Consider the following 15,746-nt stretch of genomic DNA (forward strand, 5'->3'; position numbering starts at 1 on the left):
GCAACGTAAAGTTTATGTTCCTGTGTAAACTTGGCCATTGGTGCGGGCACCTCCTATTGTTGGTTGGTGTGTCCAACAATAGGGGTGCAGCTCATGACGCTCCTGTGGGGTCTCACCTATTCCGCTTTTCCCGTAGGAGTCTTTGTCTTGCACTCCAATCAACAGCTAGAACCAGCTATATTCATGACATATGTTTTCGCAATAAAAAATCCGAACGATTTCGATTTTCACAAAAGAATTTCGAATGATCGTTCGGATTTTTCTATGATTAAGACACTTTTGTCTCTGATTCTATTTCCATTATAATTTCACCTTTGACATAATCGGCAAGCTGGCCATCACTCCGTTATATAGCTTTAGAAATACGAAGAAAATCGTCAAAAATAACGATGACCATGAGAATACTTGCAAACTCACTACTCCGAATATCCCCCATTTAGAGAGGGACGGACTTATTTTATAAACAAAATAAATAAAATAAGCGATTGAACTAACTGCAAAGATGACGAGAAGGCCCAGGAAGGACTTCAGGCTTACAACAGACACAAGGCCCCCGATGAAATAAATCATGGATCCTGAACGAACAAGATTATACAATTGACCATCAGAATCTGTGGCAAAAAACAGCATCGATACACCATTAATGGTCTCTGCAATCAGCTTCAAAGCGGCAAACACCATGAAAAACGCGACCATTAACAGAATCAGGATAGCTAGCTTAAGTTGGATATCAGATAAAAACTCCCTCATTCCGGGATAAACACCAATCTTTTTAAATATGTCTACAAATACCTCCACACCGTATACGGAAAATGTAAGGCTGAACAATAATATTGAAAAAAGGGGTAAATAACTTGTTAAATATGTATTTTTCACTCAAAACTCTCCCATTACGATTCTACATCCACTCTCATCATAATCGTTTATGGGTATCTTGAAAAGGGTATAGAAACAGAAGGAACGATGACAAAATGCCTATCTATCCAGCCGTTTACAAATAAAAAACTGCCCCTTCTGAAATCAAAGAAAGGACAGCTTCATTGATGAATGTTGGAATGTGGAACAACTCTGATATATTCCCTGGACCCAAATGGTTGTCTTCCACGGACAGGTTCTTTCTTCAACTCTTCTTCCACTTCTTCTGTTTCACCATATTGAACCGGCGTGATGTTCATGCTCGTCGGATCTTCGGATTCAATAAATCCACGATTGAATCGGTCTTCGGTTTCCACCATCCACGCAAAGCCAAAAAAAGCAAAAAATATGGTCGTAACCGCTACTGTTTTCTTTTTCATAACTTCACCACCTTATGGATAGGATTCTCCAATTTGACCGAAACTATTCTGTAAGTGTCCAATTTAAAAGAGAAAATCCAACAAATTTTTCAGTCTTCATTTCCGCCTCTCTTCATATTTAATACTTCTTGAAAGTTGTGATATGGATGGGATGCTGAGTAATGCAAGCATTTATTTTTTACGTTATAATGCTCTTTGAGGTTCAGCTTCGGTCGAGGTTATGTAGAATGTTGTCATATAATGAACAAGGTTGACATAGAGACCATGCCTAACAATAAATGAATTTTATATGAGGGGGGTTTTAAATGACTTTACTACATTGGGCAATTGTATCGCCTTTTTTATTTGCCATACTCATTCCGTTTCTTTATAAAGCATTCCGGAATGTGCACACCGGCTGGTTCGTACTGTTGTTGCCGGTAGCTTTATTTACGTATTTTTTTCAATTTATTCCCATAACGAGAAATGGGGATACTGTTAAGGAAACCTTGGAGTGGATGCCTTCCTTCGGGATCAACTTCATTGCTTACGTGGACGGCCTTGGTTTACTTTTTGCCATGCTCATCACGGGAATCGGTTCACTGGTTGTCCTTTACTCGATTTATTACTTAGATAAAAAGAAGGAGCAATTACATAACTTTTATGTGTACTTAATGATGTTCATGGGAGCGATGCTGGGTGTTGTTTTATCTGACAACTTGATCGTTCTTTATATGTTCTGGGAATTCACGTCCATTTCTTCATTCTTATTGATCGGTTACTGGTATCATCGTGAGCGTTCACGTTACGGAGCACAAAAATCCATGCTCATTACGGTATTTGGCGGATTGAGCATGCTTGGAGGATTCCTGCTTCTCTACCTTATGGGTGGGACCTTCAGCATCAGGGAATTAGTTGTACAAGCTGATCAGCTGATGACGCAGGCACTATTCCTCCCTGCGTTGCTGCTCGTTCTACTGGGAGCTTTCACGAAATCCGCCCAGTTCCCGTTTCACATCTGGCTGCCGGATGCCATGGAAGCACCGACACCGGTCAGTGCATATCTGCACTCTGCCACCATGGTAAAAGCAGGGATTTATTTAGTTGCCCGCTTGAGCCCGGTTTTCGCCGAATCAAGCGTATGGTTATGGCTTGTTGGAGGAGTCGGGATCTTTACTTTATTCTGGGGTTCTTTCAATGCCGTGAAACAAACGGACCTGAAAGGTATCCTTGCCTTCTCAACCGTCAGTCAACTTGGTCTCATCATGTCCCTGTTGGGGGTAGGAGCGGCAGCTCTTCACTACACACAGCTGGATGAAAACATTTATATGGTGGCTACACTCGCCGCTGTATTTCATTTAATCAACCACGCGACGTTTAAGGGAAGTTTATTCATGGTCGTCGGGATCATTGATCATGAAACGGGCACCCGTGATATCCGGAAGCTTGGCGGGTTGATGAACTTCATGCCTATCACATTCACCATAGCCATCATCGGAGCATTCTCCATGGCAGGCCTTCCGCCATTCAACGGGTTCCTATCCAAGGAAATGTTCTTTACAGGAATGGTTAGAGTCCTTGAAATGGATATTTTCAACCTGGATACATTCGGCATGATCTTCCCGCTCCTTGCATGGGTAGGAAGTGTGTTCACATTTATATACAGCATGCTTCTGGTATTCAAGACCTTTACCGGGAAGCACCAGCCGGAGAAGCTCGAGAAGAAACCGCATGAAGCCCCTCTTGGTATGTTGATTTCACCAATCATTTTGGCTTCACTCGTCGTCATCTTCGGGTTCTTTCCAAATATCCTGTCAGAGCGCATCATTGAGCCGGCAGTGGCTGCCATTACACCAAGCCTGATTCAGGAGGGACATGCAGTCGAAACGCATATCTCATTCTGGCATGGATTTACACCCGAGTTATTCATGACCTTTGGTGTTATTCTCTTTGGAGTCCTGTTATATCTCCTGCTTCCATCTTGGAAAAAGGTATACACATGGATCCCGGAACGCTTTACGCTGAATTCCTTCTATGATGGAGGGTTAATCAGGAGCGAACGTGGTGCCAAGAACTTCACAAGCGGCTATATGACAGGATTCATCCGTACGTATCTCGTATACATCTTCTCGTTTTTGATTGCTATCTCGCTATTTGCCATGTGGTTCAAAGGTGCATTTGCCATCGAGACGAAAGACCTGTCTCCTGTCGGTGTCTATGAAATTGCGATCGCTCTACTTCTCGTGATTAGTTCTGTCACCATTCTGTTCGCGAAATCACGTTTAACATCGATCATTTCACTTGGAGCTGCGGGATACACGGTTTCACTATTCTTTGTTTTATTCCGTGCACCGGACCTTGCGCTGACACAGCTTGTCATTGAAACCGTGTCGGTGGCATTATTCTTGCTTTGTTTCTATCACCTGCCTCAATTAAGCAGGCACGAAGAGCGGATGCGGTTTAAACTTGGAAATGCTTTGATTTCGATCGGGGTAGGATTGGTCGTTGCTTTATTCGCCATCTCTTCCTACAGTTCGAAACTGTTTGAATCCATTTCGAAATACTATATTGAAAATACCCATGATAAAGCCGGCGGGGAGAACATGGTCAACGTCATCCTCGTAGACTTCCGTGGGTTTGATACAATGTTTGAAATTTGCGTCCTTGCCATTGCGGCACTCGGCATTTTCTCAATGATTAAATTGCGCCTTACAAGGAGGGATGAAGGATGAAAACAAAAGTAAAAACGAATGATGTCATCCTGCAGACCGTAACCAATGTGGTCGCATTCATCATCATCCTGTTCTCATTGAGGCTCTTCTTCTCGGGTCACTACACCCCGGGGGGAGGATTCATCGGGGGCTTGATGACATCGGGGGCCATTGTGTTACTTTTACTGGCCTATGATATCAAGACTGTTGCCACCATTTTACCGGTGGATTACAAGATCATCACGGCAATCGGTCTGTTATTCTCTGTGGCTACTGGGGCAGGGGCTTTGCTATTTGATGTCCCTTTCCTCACGCACGCATACGATTATTTTCACCTTCCCCTTTTAGGGAAGACATCACTGCACACAGCCGTGCTTTTTGATACAGGTGTGTACTTGGTTGTCATCGGTGTCACGATGACCATTATTCAAACGATTGGGGTGAGTGAATAATGGAAATCATCATGGCCGTTGTCGTCGGAGTTCTGTTCACAAGCGCCGTATACTTAATGTTATCCAAGAGCTTACTCCGGATCATCATCGGGACAGCTCTATTAAGCCACGGTGCCCATTTATTAATCCTTTCTGTGAGTGGTCTCAAAGGAGGAGCTGCACCTCTACTCGGGGAACACGCTAAATCATATGTAGATCCATTACCACAAGCATTAATTTTAACGGCTATCGTTATTAGCTTTGGAGTGACAGCGTTCTTCCTTGTTCTCGCTTATCGGGCATATCAAGAGCTTGGCACGGATAATATGGATCAGATGAGAGGTAACGAAGGAAATGACTAACTTATTAATTCTACCGATTCTAATCCCGTTATTCACGGCGATTATTTTAATGTTTATAAGTAAATATGTGAAAGTACAACGTGGGGTTTCGGCCGTATCTACATTGATAACCGTCGCAACATCTGTAGTTCTGATCAATACGGTACATCAGGAAGGAATTCAGACGGTAAACCTGGGGAGCTGGGCTGCGCCGTTTGGAATCACACTGGTTTCCGATATGCTTTCGGCATTGCTCGTGACGACGACAAGCATCATCACGCTTGTTGTCCTGCTCTATTCGTTTAAATCTATTGGAGTTGAACGGGAAAGGTTCTATTACTATCCCGTCGTTCAATTTCTCCTCGTAGGAGTAAACGGGGCCTTTACCACAGGGGATATATTCAACCTTTTCGTCTTTTTCGAAGTGATGTTGATGAGTTCTTATGTCCTGTTGGTCCTGGGTGGAACGAAGGCACAGCTGCGTGAAGGGATTAAATACATTCTCGTGAATGTCATTTCTTCCGCATTATTCGTCATTACCGTTGCCTACTTGTATTCCGTCGTTGGAACGCTGAATATGGCGGATATCTCAAGGAAAATAGCCCAAGTCGATCAGCCGGGGATTCTGACCGCCATCGCCATCCTTTTCCTACTGGTCTTCGGTCTCAAAGGTGCGATCTTTCCTCTGTACTTTTGGCTGCCCGGCTCATACTATGCACCACCGACACCGGTGCTTGCATTATTTGGAGCCCTGCTTACAAAAGTCGGGATTTATTCGATTCTACGAACATACACATTGTTCTTCTATCATGATACTGGATTCACACATGAGATCCTGAGCATGCTGGCCATTCTAACCATCGTACTCGGCTGTATCGGAGCGATTGCTTACTGGGATGTTAAAAAGATCATCATCTATAACATCATCATTGCAGTTGGGGTCATCTTGTTCGGGGTATCTACGATGAACCCCGAAGCGTTAGAGGGATCGATTTACTACCTTATCCATGACATGATCATCAAAGCCGCACTTTTCCTTCTCGTTGGTGTAATGATTGCCATAACCGGCACAGCCGACTTAAAGAAAATGGGCGGATTGATCAAGAACTACCCTTGGCTCGGGTGGACATTCCTCGTCGCTGCATTCTCACTTGCCGGCATCCCGCCTTTAAGCGGCTTTATCGGCAAACTGTTGATATTGCGTGGAAGCTTTGCAGCAGAGGCCTATGTAGGCGCAGGAGTCGTTCTCGCCTCAAGTCTATTGGTACTCTACTCTGTCATAAAGATCTTCCTGAATGGCATTTGGGGAAGCCCGAAGGAATACACAGGGGCCTCAAAAGGCGACGCACGATATTTATGGATGACTTCAACCATACTGGTTGTACTGGCTGTATGTTATGGCCTGGGTGCTGAAGCAATGCGACCTCTCTTCTCACAGGCAACCGAAGTACTGGTGAACCCGGATCTCTATATAGACGCAGTGTTAAAGGAGTAATGTAGAATGGCTTTTCAAATATTATTAAACTTTTTCATGGCCTTTGTCTGGATGTTTCTTTCGGTATCCTTTACTTCTCAGTCATTCATTATTGGCTTTTTACTAGGATTGCTTGTTATCTTTGCATTCAGAAGATTTTTCAGTTCCCGCTTTTACTTACTGAGGGTGGCTGCCGTGATCAGTTTATTCTTCTTGTTTATGAAGGAGCTGATCCTGGCGAACATTGCGGTTTTAAAAACCATCTTAAAACCGAAGATGGACTTCCAACCGGGTATTTTCGCTTTACCGACAGAACTGAAAACCGATTGGGAAATTACGTTATTAGCAAATCTTATTACATTGACACCGGGCACACTCGTCATGGATGTTTCATATGACAACAAGATCCTCTATGTACATGCCATCGATATTCCTGATGTAGATGAAGCCATCAATGAGATTAAAGATTCATTCGAGAAAGCCATCATGGAGGTGAGCCGCTAATGTTACATCTAATTTTTCAACTCACATTACTATGCGTCTCCCTGTCCATGCTCGGACTCGTATACAGAGTGGTGAAAGGTCCCACGACCCCGGACAGGGTGGTGGCACTGGATGCAATCGGGATCAACCTGATTGCCATCATCGCTCTCGTTTCCATGATGCTTGATACGTACGCATTCCTCGAAGTGATCCTGCTTCTTGGGATACTGGCTTTCCTCGGGACTGTGGCCTTTTCAAAGTTCTTAGAGAAAGGGGAGATCATCGAACGTGAGCGAGATCATTAGATTTTTCATCGGATTCTTCCTGATCATCGGAGGATTTCTAAGCCTGGTCACGGCCTTTGGCTTATTGAGACTTCCGGATGTATATACGCGGAACCATGCCGCTTCTAAAAGTGCGACGCTTGGGGTCATGTCGATCCTGCTTGCGACTTTCCTTTATTTCTATCTCGAGCACGGACATTTCAATTCAAGACTGATCCTTGCCATCATCTTCATCTTCGTCACGGCCCCAGTTGCCGGACACCTTATTTCACGGGCGGCGTACAATTCAGGCGTTAAGCTTTGGGACAAAAGTGTTCGGGATGATCTAAAGGATAAAGAAGAATACGAGCGTCAGAACAGTTCAACTTAACCAAATGAAAAAGGCTTGCCCTCACGATATGGGGGCAAGCCTTTTTTAATGACTATTGTTGATATAAGTGATTTTCGACGCTTCCATCCTGCTTGTGAACAACCAGGGTACCGGAGTGATCCGTTACATAGTCCTTCGCTTTGGAAAGAAGCTTCTCCTTTGTATTCTCCACCAGGATGGCTCTCTTTCCGTCTGCCTTCTTCAACTGCCAGCCGTCATCATGAGGGGTGACGTGATACTCGGTTTTTTCGCCAGTGCCTCCCTCTTCGGATTTATGAGCCTGATCAGTAGCAATGGCAATCGCCCTCCCCTCTTGATAGCCTTCATCAAGAAGGGCATTGGCGATTTCTATCGCTTTATTCCTTACGTCAACAGGCAGGTTCTTCAGTGAATCAGGGTAATCATTTTTAGTCCAACTCATGAATATTGGCCTCCTAATTGTTTGATTAGTAGTTGATTTCCCATTTTTTCACTATTTAAACCTGTTTTTCTATCGTTTTGGAACAACCGCCATCGTGCATCGAGATACACAGATTAATTGTTCTTCCTCATCTGTGATCTTAATATCCCACACCATCGTGGTTCTTCCCTGATGCATGACTGTACCGGTCGCTGTAACAAGACCTTCCCGCTTCGCCTTAATATGATTCGCATTAATCTCAAGCCCAAAGCAAATTTCTTTATCAAGATCGATCAATTGGACCGCCCCTACACTTGCCACCGTTTCTGCCAGGGCCACCGAAGCACCGCCGTGAAGGAAACCGAACGGCTGCCTTGTGTTTTCATTCACCGGCATCGTCGCAACGACTTTTCCATTACCCAATTCTACAAATTCAATTCCTAACGCACTGATTAATGTATTCTCTGTATTCACCTGGATCACCTCATAACATATTGTTCTCTACTATTTGTTCTAGAAAGTGTCTGAAAATCCTTTATTTTTCCTTTCCTTTTACTCTGCGCCATCCTTTCATTACACGAATAATCCGTTACGTATTGTCATACATATCCTTAGAGCATTTTAATAAAAGGGGGTTTATGTTATGTATCGGTATCATCCTTTTTATCCGCCTGTGCAGCGCCCCTACTCACCCATCCATTCCAGGGCACAACCCATTTTCTCATATAACCGGACCTTTCCTCCTGTGGAAACCGAGACATTCATGTCGTCGGCAGGTAAAACATTAAGCTTAATGGGTGATGCCCAGATGGTACTCCAAAAAATCAATACCTCCAAAGAGTTTTCATCAAAATTCATGAACGCAGCACAGCAGTCGAACTTACCTGAAGTACATAAACTACTTCAATCCATCGGTACAAAGGTACAGCCGATTGTTTCGTTCAACCCGGACGGGATCCGTCTTGTATTTGATGAAAAGCTTGGTCAAGTCGATTGCTGCCATTTGATCGTCATCGTCCGATGGATGTAAAAGAAAAGAAGCAAGGGCAAAAGCCCTTGCTTCTTTCTCTTATAAAATGATCGCTGCGATCCAACCGAATAGGATCAGAGGAATATTATAGTGTAAAAAGGTTGGGACACATGTATCCCAAATGTGATTATGCTGCCCATCGGCATTTAATCCGGCTGTCGGTCCAAGCGTACTGTCTGAAGCAGGTGATCCTGCATCACCAAGTGCGCCTGCCGTCCCAACAATGGCAATCGTTGCAAGTGGGCTGAACCCAAGCTCCATGGCAAGCGGTACGAAAATGGCTGCGATGATTGGGATCGTCGCAAATGAAGAACCGATCCCCATTGTCACAAGAAGCCCAACCACCAGCATGATAAGAGCGGCCAAAGCCTGATTGCCTCCAATGACGTCAGCAGTTGCCTTCACCAAAGTTTCTACATCTCCTGTTTCCGTCACCACTGCCGCAAAACCTGATGCCGTTATCATGACAAAGCCGATAAAGGCCATCATCTTCATTCCTTCATTCAGTAAACCATCTGCCTCTTTCCATTTAACAGACCCTGAAATATACAGAACGGCAATACCAGCGAGTGCCCCGAAGATCATCGATTCTAGCTGAAGCTGGACGTATAAGGCCACTACGATGGAAATGAGAGCAAATACCATTGCTCTTTTATTGTAAACAACCTTTTCCTCTGCCACCACTTCTTCAGCTTCACTATAGTCTCTCGGTTTACGGTAACTCACAAACACGGCAATCAGCAATCCGATCACCATCCCGCCTACAGGAAGGAGCATCGCTTTCGGAATATCACTCAAATTGACCTCCATTCCGCTCGCTGCCATGTTTTGGGCGATGATTTCATGGAATTGCAAGCCAAATCCTACAGGAAGCAGGATATAAGGTGCCGTTAATCCAAACGTAATCACCGATGCGATTAACCTTCTATCAATTCGTAACTCCGTCATTACCTTTAATAAAGGTGGAATCAGAATCGGGATAAACGCGATGTGAATCGGAATCACATTCTGTGAAAAACAAGCCATGATTAAGATAGAAATAACAATAAGTGCTTTCGAAAGGGCTGTTTTTCTTGAATCTCCTTTTTTCCCAACGACTTTCAATACCCAGTCAACAAGAAGATTGGGTATTCCCGTATAGGAAATCGCCACTGCAAATCCACCCAGCAAGGCATAACTTAATGCAATACTTGCCCCGCCGCTGATTCCTTCAGAAAAGACGGATATCGTCTCATTCAATCCCATTCCTCCGGTAAGTCCACCGACTAACGCTCCAGTGATCAGGGCGAATACAACGTTCACCCGTACCAGACTCAGTACCAGCATGACAAGAACCGCTATAACAACTGCGTTCATAACTACTTCCTCCTCAAATTACTCAATATATCGATTTGCTATTTGCATTCGCATTTGCTTTAGTTCGCTAAATTGGTAGAGTAATAAAATCACGATTTCAACTTTAACAAGATAAAGAGAGTTTGTCAATACTTTAGTAGGAGGAAAGATGGAGTGGGAACTTTTGTCATGAGAGAGGAGGGGATGAGGTTGTTTAGAGGGATTGGATTGGATTGGATTGGATTGGATTGGATTGGATTGGATTGGATTGGATTGGATTGGATTGGATTGGATTTCCAACAAATGTTAGTCGGCTGGATATTTTCAAATATTGGCTGGATTCCTATTTAATTCGGCCGGATTTTTCATCAAATCAGCTGGATTATGACTGAAAACGGCCGGATTCTTGTACATTTCGGTTGGATTAGGATCATAAACGTCTGATCCTTTATCGTTCGGGGTCTCATTGCGTTCAACTATTGCGAGCTATCCTTCTTTTGCGTCCAATACTTGAATTTAGTATTCACTGCATTTTGGGGGATTGCGTCGCTTTTTCAATTATTGCGTCATTATTAAACGTATTTGCGTCATTTTTTCATTTTTTGCGTCATTATCAAACGTTTTTGCGTCACTTTTTTGTTTTATGCGTCTTTTACCATTTATTACCTAAATATCCACCTCTTCCATTCCTCCTACTCATTCCCCCTACCTATCAGTCCCCAACAAAAAAAGCCTCCTTCCAGTGCCCCCCTACGACTCAGGCACTGAAAAAAGACTCTCCACTCGTGTTTATTTTTCTAAAGGCTCGAAGCGTTCAACCAACAGTGCCAACGTTCTGGCCATGACTCCTGTTGCACCTGAAGGGCCAAGATCATGACTCCCCTTCGTAGTTGCCGTTCCCGCGATATCAAGATGCACCCACGGCAAACCTTCTGCAAACTCTCCGACAAATGCTCCGCCCATGATGGCGTGTCCTGCACGACCCGGTGAGTTATTCAAGTCGGCAATATCACTTCCCCTTACACGTTTTTTATCATTTTCCGTATAAGGCAGCTGCCAAATATATTCTCCGGATTCACCTGAAGCTTCCAACACCTGTTCGAAGAATGCTTCATTGTTTGTAAGGGCACCTGTTTTATCTTCCCCAAGGGCTACGATGACTCCTCCGGTTAATGTGGCGACGTCCACTAAGTAGTTTGCACCTTGATGCTTCGCATAGGTCATTCCGTCAGCAAGCGCCAAACGCCCCTCTGCGTCGGTATTTAATACTTCAATGGTTTTACCGCTCATGGATGTAATCACATCGTCCGGCTTGAATGCAGCACCGCTCACCATATTATCCGTAGATGGGATGACGGCTACCACGTTTTGTTCCGGTTTGATTTCACCGATGATTTCCATAGCACCGAGAACAGCCGCCGCGCCGCCCATATCTGTCTTCATTCCGACGATTCCATCCTTCGGCTTAAGCGAGTAACCGCCTGTATCGAATGTGATCCCTTTTCCCACTAAACCGATGACATCCTTCCATTCGTCTTTCCCGTTATATTTCAGGACGATCATCTTCGGTGGTTCCACAGATCCTTGGTTTACAGCAAGAAGTGCGCCCATTCCGAGGTGTTCCATCTCTTCTTTGTCCAGAATTTCCACTTCAAAGCTGTATTTCTCAGCCAACTCAAGTGCATACTCTGCTAATTTAGTAGAGGTTAATAGATTGCCAGGAGTATTCACAAGCGTACGGGCAGAGTTCACTCCGTTTCCAAAGGCAGAACCGATGGATAGAGCCGTTTCTACTTCTTTGGAATCTCCTTTTGTAAAGAATTCAATCTCCTCTACATGTACTTCCGGTTCATTCGATTTCTTTTTGTAGCCGTGGAATTCATAGGTAGACATCGTAAAGGCTTCCATGAATGCGTGGGCAATATCTGTCGCCACCATTTCCTCCGAAACAAATGTGTCAAGTGCCACTGAAAAGGAAGACACTTTCATATTCTTTAAGGACTTGGACGCTGTCCCCAATGCTTCTTTCAAGAGATCGAACGTAAGCTCTTTTTGTTTTCCAAGCCCTACGAATAATACTCTTTTTGTTCCTAGTTTTCCAAATGTATGTATCTTTGACACTTTCTTGTGCTTAGAAGAAATATCTCCATCTTTCACCAGGTGGGTAAGATAACCCTCGAATGTGTGATCAAGTTCTTTCAGCTCTCCTTCAAATGTTGGCTGATTGTATACACCTACGATCAGGCATTCCCCATTTGCTGTCTTTACGTCATTTTGATTAATTGAAAATTTCATGTTAACCGACACCTCCAATCACTATTATAACGGAGATGTCCAATTATTTCGACTTTCTAACAATCCGCCTCTCAAAGTTAAACCAGGGGTAAACAGGGTATGATATAATGAGAACATTATTTTTATTCAAACAATTGAAAGGGTGGCATTTCACAGCATGGAAGTACTGTTTAATTTTCCATTATGGGCATCATTATTCTCCATCTTTTTTGCTCAGTTCGTTAAGGTTCCCATACAATTCATCGCGACGAGGGAATTGAATTGGTCTTTGATTACCTCGACAGGCGGAATGCCAAGTTCCCATTCTGCAGCGGTGACGGCATTAACCACCGGGGTTGCTCTTGAAGTGGGAATGGATTCTCCCATCTTCGCGGTATCTGCCATGTTTGCCATCATCACGATGTTTGATGCGACTGGTGTCAGAAGGCAGGCAGGGGAACAGGCGATTGTGCTGAATCAATTGATGGTGGACTTCCAGAGATTCATGTCAGAAGCAAAAGGCTGGCAGAATAAGCCTGAGCAAGAAAAGCGCAAGGAATTAAAGGAATTATTGGGTCATAAACCCATCGAAGTATTTTTTGGAGGACTCTCCGGGATCATCTTGACGCTTCTTCTTCATTATCTATTTATCGCATAGGAGTGTGAGTATGAAAATCGTTTCCATTTGCCCAAGTAATACCGAAATCATCGATTACCTCGGATTGACTCCTTATCTTGCTGGAGTCGATGATTACTCTGATTATCCGGAAGAGGTAAAGTCCCTTCCACAGCTTGGACCGGATCTCTCCATTGATATGGATAAACTCGAATCATTGAATCCTGATTTGGTTTTCTCTTCATTGAGCGTACCCGGTATGGAAAAGAATATAGAAGAATTGGAAAACAGGGGCATTCCCCACATCACCCTGAACCCTCAGAGTTTCGCTGACATTGCAGAGGATCTTTTGACTGTGGGAAAAGCATGTGGAATCGAGGCACATGCCAATGTTCGTCATCAGGATTTCATCCGTAAAGTCGATCGCTTAAAGGCCATCGGTGCAGGGGTCACAAACCCTCCAACACTCTATTGGGAATGGTGGCCCAAACCTGCCTTTACCCCCGGTAACATCAACTGGTTAACCGAGTTAAGCGAAATGGTAGGTGCACGGAACCTGTTTCAAGATGTGGAACTAGCCAGTGTGCAAACGGATTGGGATGACGTATTGAAGCGGAATCCGAATTATATTTGCCTCGCTTGGGTAGGTGTACAGCAAAGCAAGGTAAAGCCTGAGATTGTCAAGAAACGGCCAGGGTGGAGTGAATTGGATGCCGTAAAGAAAGAAAGGATATTCGTTCTGGAGGAAGCTCTTTATTGCAGGCCATCTCCCCTTCTTATAAAAGGGGCGGAAAAACTTGCCCGTTTGCTGCACCCTGATCTATATTGATAGAAAAGGAATCCTTTTTAAAAAACATGCCCGCTAAGCATTTAAAGCGGGCATGTTTTTGTTATAAAGATTATTTCTTATGAACCGATGCTTCATAAATCGAATCAACAGCCTTCTTTAATGCTGCATCAAACTCATCCTGTGATTGGTTCACATTCAAGTCAGCAGCCAAGGCACGGGAGAAGCTAGCGATCATGCCGTCATTTTCTTTCAGCTTCTCATTCGCTTCTTCACGCGAATAACCGCCTGAAAGTGCTACGACTCGCACAACGCGCGGGTGATCGATCAATTCTTTATAAGCATTCGCTTTCGTCGGGATAGTGAGCTTCAGCATGACGTCCTCCCCTTCTGATAGATTGTTCAAGTGCTCTATCAATTCATGGCAGAGGATTTCTTCGGATTTTTCCTTTTGTTCACTATGGATATTCACTTCAGGTTCGATGATCGGAACCAAACCGGCAGCGATGATACGTTTTCCGATTTCGAATTGCTGCTGTACTACTTGTTTGATACCGTTCTTGTCCGGCTCATGGATGACCGAGCGCATTTTCGTACCGAATATGTTTCGTTCATTAGCACGTCTGAGAGTCTCTTCCAGATCGTTGATCGGTTTCATGAGCTGGACGCCATCCTTCTCTTCGGCAAGCCCCTTATCCACTTTTAAGAAGGGTACGATGCCTTTATCAGCAAGGTAATCTGCTGTATATTGGCCTTGGATTTCACTGTCCATCGTTTGTTCGAATAGGATGACACCCAGAATGCTGTCAGGGCTAAAGGCAGGGGAAGTGATGATTCGCGTTCGCATTTCATGGACCTTATCAAACATTTCATCCTCATTGGAATAAGAGTCTTCAAGTACGCCGTATGCCGCCAATGCCTTAGGGGTACTGCCGCCGCTTTGGTCCAGGGCTGCGATGAATCCTTTTCCGTTCTTCATTTTGTCAAATTGACTTTTGTTCATGGTATCCACTCCTCTTTGAATCTAATTTTACTCTTCCCCTTTTTCAAATGTTCAAACACTGCTGCATAGTGGAGAATAGGCAAATGAAAAAGGCACGCTGTTCATCATGGAACCGCGTGCCTTCGTTTATTCTTTTTCAGGTGATAATATTTGCTGCCTGAACACCTGCATGGACTTATTTTCATTAAGGGCCGTTAATTGCTGTTCGGATAGTTCACCAGAACCCATCTGGATCACATAGACGTCAAGTGTCTGCTTGCCCCATTCATTATAGACATCGTCGACGGTTTCATAATAAAGGTCCAATTTATTCCCTTTGATCGCGCTCCCTGTATCCGCAACGACCCCATATCCATAATGGGGGATGAATAGGATCGTACCGATGGGATAAACGGAAATATCGGCTGCAATCGTAGAATACAGATCACGCTTCACTTTCACTCCTGAGTATGTAATTCCATAGAGGGGATGTCCCGGGTCCTTTCCGGTCGATTCTACTCCGGCAGTATAGCCTGTTGCCACTACCTTATGCTTCGTATATTGATCCCAATCCACGGATTCTTCCAACGTAGCAGGTTTGACAGAAGCACTCGCCGACACTTTTGTCTCGTACCCAGTAAACCTTTTGAGAAACTTCAATGACAAGCTTAAGGGACTTGTCTTATGCTCTTTATAGTCCAGAGTTGTTTGATCAGCGTCTCCCTTTTCCATCAACCAGGTTTTGAAGGTTTGAGCCTCTACTCCAGATACTGATTGAAAAGTCGTTCCGAGTGCAAGGATAAACAGACTGACCATGACGAATCTCTTTGTCCAAAGTTTAAACAGATTCATGTATTCACTCCTCCCACCCTTAATACTTCCCAACCAGGAGGAGATATATGCATAAATTGATAAAAAAATCGAATAGTTTCAATATTTGGAAATTTATTTGGT

The 15,746-nt window shown here is 44.1% G+C and carries 19 protein-coding genes; 11 read left to right on the top strand and 8 right to left on the bottom strand.

Annotated features, from left to right (window positions below):
• Window positions 1-300: 300 nt before the first annotated feature.
• A complete protein-coding gene (locus tag ACIGG7_RS20025; RefSeq protein ID WP_224945415.1) occupies window positions 301-876 on the bottom strand; it encodes a DUF5366 family protein in 576 nt (191 codons plus the stop codon).
• A 161-nt stretch (window positions 877-1,037) separates the two neighbouring features.
• Entirely contained in the window at window positions 1,038-1,295 is a 258-nt protein-coding gene (locus tag ACIGG7_RS20030; RefSeq protein ID WP_224945417.1) for a hypothetical protein, read from the bottom strand.
• 305 nt (window positions 1,296-1,600) lie between these two features.
• Here ACIGG7_RS20030 and ACIGG7_RS20035 point away from each other — a divergent pair, with 305 nt between their 5' ends.
• The 7 genes from ACIGG7_RS20035 to mnhG are packed head-to-tail and all read left to right on the top strand — an operon-like array spanning window position 1,601 to window position 7,368.
• Entirely contained in the window at window positions 1,601-4,006 is a 2,406-nt protein-coding gene (locus tag ACIGG7_RS20035) for a Na+/H+ antiporter subunit A (RefSeq protein ID WP_224945418.1), read from the top strand.
• A complete protein-coding gene (locus tag ACIGG7_RS20040) occupies window positions 4,003-4,437 on the top strand; it encodes a Na(+)/H(+) antiporter subunit B (RefSeq protein WP_224945420.1) in 435 nt (144 codons plus the stop codon). The genes ACIGG7_RS20035 and ACIGG7_RS20040 overlap by 4 nt, the downstream gene beginning before the upstream one ends.
• Window positions 4,437-4,778 carry a Na(+)/H(+) antiporter subunit C gene (locus ACIGG7_RS20045; protein WP_224945422.1) on the top strand — a complete coding sequence of 114 codons (342 nt, stop codon included), beginning with the start codon at window positions 4,437-4,439 and terminating at the stop codon, window positions 4,776-4,778. The genes ACIGG7_RS20040 and ACIGG7_RS20045 overlap by 1 nt, the downstream gene beginning before the upstream one ends.
• Window positions 4,771-6,252 carry a Na+/H+ antiporter subunit D gene (locus ACIGG7_RS20050; RefSeq protein WP_397550832.1) on the top strand — a complete coding sequence of 494 codons (1,482 nt, stop codon included), beginning with the start codon at window positions 4,771-4,773 and terminating at the stop codon, window positions 6,250-6,252. The genes ACIGG7_RS20045 and ACIGG7_RS20050 overlap by 8 nt, the downstream gene beginning before the upstream one ends.
• 6 nt (window positions 6,253-6,258) lie before the next feature.
• Window positions 6,259-6,735: a Na+/H+ antiporter subunit E gene (locus tag ACIGG7_RS20055; RefSeq protein ID WP_224945426.1), complete on the top strand. Its 477-nt coding sequence runs from the start codon at window positions 6,259-6,261 to the stop codon at window positions 6,733-6,735.
• Window positions 6,735-7,019 carry a Na(+)/H(+) antiporter subunit F1 gene (locus tag ACIGG7_RS20060; RefSeq protein ID WP_224945428.1) on the top strand — a complete coding sequence of 95 codons (285 nt, stop codon included), beginning with the start codon at window positions 6,735-6,737 and terminating at the stop codon, window positions 7,017-7,019. Before ACIGG7_RS20055 ends, ACIGG7_RS20060 begins: the two co-directional genes overlap by 1 nt.
• Window positions 7,003-7,368 carry a monovalent cation/H(+) antiporter subunit G gene (gene mnhG / locus ACIGG7_RS20065; RefSeq protein ID WP_224945430.1) on the top strand — a complete coding sequence of 122 codons (366 nt, stop codon included), beginning with the start codon at window positions 7,003-7,005 and terminating at the stop codon, window positions 7,366-7,368. The genes ACIGG7_RS20060 and mnhG overlap by 17 nt, the downstream gene beginning before the upstream one ends.
• A gap of 52 nt (window positions 7,369-7,420) precedes the next feature.
• On the opposite strand, the gene ACIGG7_RS20070 is transcribed toward mnhG, so the two are convergent.
• Both ACIGG7_RS20070 and ACIGG7_RS20075 read right to left on the bottom strand, forming a co-directional pair.
• Entirely contained in the window at window positions 7,421-7,789 is a 369-nt protein-coding gene (locus ACIGG7_RS20070; RefSeq protein WP_397550833.1) for a DUF2188 domain-containing protein, read from the bottom strand.
• 69 nt (window positions 7,790-7,858) lie between these two features.
• Window positions 7,859-8,242 carry a PaaI family thioesterase gene (locus ACIGG7_RS20075; RefSeq protein ID WP_224945440.1) on the bottom strand — a complete coding sequence of 128 codons (384 nt, stop codon included), beginning with the start codon at window positions 8,240-8,242 and terminating at the stop codon, window positions 7,859-7,861.
• A gap of 169 nt (window positions 8,243-8,411) precedes the next feature.
• Between ACIGG7_RS20075 and ACIGG7_RS20080 the strand changes: the two genes are divergently transcribed.
• Entirely contained in the window at window positions 8,412-8,798 is a 387-nt protein-coding gene (locus ACIGG7_RS20080) for a YuzC family spore coat inner layer protein (protein WP_397550834.1), read from the top strand.
• A 39-nt stretch (window positions 8,799-8,837) separates the two neighbouring features.
• Here ACIGG7_RS20080 and ACIGG7_RS20085 read toward each other — a convergent pair whose 3' ends face one another.
• Window positions 8,838-10,154 carry a Na+/H+ antiporter family protein gene (locus ACIGG7_RS20085; protein WP_397550835.1) on the bottom strand — a complete coding sequence of 439 codons (1,317 nt, stop codon included), beginning with the start codon at window positions 10,152-10,154 and terminating at the stop codon, window positions 8,838-8,840.
• 153 nt (window positions 10,155-10,307) lie between these two features.
• On the opposite strand from ACIGG7_RS20085, the gene ACIGG7_RS20090 reads away from it, so the two are divergent.
• Window positions 10,308-10,484, top strand: coding sequence for a hypothetical protein (locus ACIGG7_RS20090; RefSeq protein ID WP_397550836.1), 177 nt, complete (start codon window positions 10,308-10,310; stop codon window positions 10,482-10,484).
• A 438-nt stretch (window positions 10,485-10,922) separates the two neighbouring features.
• Here the strand turns inward: ACIGG7_RS20090 and ACIGG7_RS20095 are convergent, their stop codons facing one another.
• The gene (locus ACIGG7_RS20095) at window positions 10,923-12,428 is read right to left on the bottom strand and encodes a leucyl aminopeptidase (RefSeq protein WP_224945445.1); all 1,506 of its coding nucleotides are present in this window, start codon (window positions 12,426-12,428) and stop codon (window positions 10,923-10,925) included.
• 157 nt (window positions 12,429-12,585) lie between these two features.
• Between ACIGG7_RS20095 and ACIGG7_RS20100 the strand changes: the two genes are divergently transcribed.
• Both ACIGG7_RS20100 and ACIGG7_RS20105 read left to right on the top strand, forming a co-directional pair.
• The gene (locus ACIGG7_RS20100) at window positions 12,586-13,065 is read left to right on the top strand and encodes a divergent PAP2 family protein (protein WP_224945447.1); all 480 of its coding nucleotides are present in this window, start codon (window positions 12,586-12,588) and stop codon (window positions 13,063-13,065) included.
• Between the two features lie 10 nt (window positions 13,066-13,075).
• Entirely contained in the window at window positions 13,076-13,852 is a 777-nt protein-coding gene (locus ACIGG7_RS20105; RefSeq protein WP_397550837.1) for a cobalamin-binding protein, read from the top strand.
• 70 nt (window positions 13,853-13,922) lie between these two features.
• Here ACIGG7_RS20105 and ACIGG7_RS20110 read toward each other — a convergent pair whose 3' ends face one another.
• Together ACIGG7_RS20110 and ACIGG7_RS20115 are read right to left on the bottom strand one after the other, a co-directional pair.
• Window positions 13,923-14,813: a fructose bisphosphate aldolase gene (locus ACIGG7_RS20110; protein ID WP_224945449.1), complete on the bottom strand. Its 891-nt coding sequence runs from the start codon at window positions 14,811-14,813 to the stop codon at window positions 13,923-13,925.
• Window positions 14,814-14,939: 126 nt separating this feature from the next.
• A complete protein-coding gene (locus tag ACIGG7_RS20115; RefSeq protein WP_224945450.1) occupies window positions 14,940-15,644 on the bottom strand; it encodes a 3D domain-containing protein in 705 nt (234 codons plus the stop codon).
• Window positions 15,645-15,746: the final 102 nt, after the last annotated feature.

Origin of the sequence: Rossellomorea sp. NPDC077527 (genome assembly GCF_044542955.1) — a bacterium.
GTDB lineage: Bacteria > Bacillota > Bacilli > Bacillales > Bacillaceae_B > Rossellomorea > Rossellomorea aquimaris_E.